This is a genomic window from Olleya sp. Ti.3.14 (assembly GCF_038154885.1).
Taxonomy (GTDB): Bacteria; Bacteroidota; Bacteroidia; order Flavobacteriales; family Flavobacteriaceae; genus Olleya.
On record NZ_JBAKAO010000079.1, the window covers coordinates 1 to 288 of the forward strand.

Annotated in this window: 1 protein-coding gene; it reads left to right on the top strand. The window is 32.3% G+C overall.

Annotated elements, in window-relative coordinates:
- Positions 1-3: 3 nt before the first annotated feature.
- On the top strand, positions 4-288 hold a 285-nt coding region (locus V6251_RS15360), incomplete at its 3' end, for a YraN family protein (RefSeq protein WP_341589023.1).

Here is a 288-nt window from a genome sequence, read left to right on the forward strand (position 1 = left end):
ATAATGGCTAGTCATAATGAACTTGGTAAAAAAGGAGAGCAACTAGCTGTAGATTTTTTAATTGAAAACAAGTACGATATAATAGAACAAAATTATCGATTTGATAAAGCTGAGGTAGATATTATTGCTCAAAAAGCTGATGTTTTAGCCATAATTGAATTCAAAACAAGGTCCACAGATACTTTTGGAAATCCTCAAGACTTTGTAAAACCAAAACAAATCCAACGTTTAGTAAAAGCTGTGGATGAGTATGTTACGGTAAATGGATGGGATGTTGAAGTCCGTTTT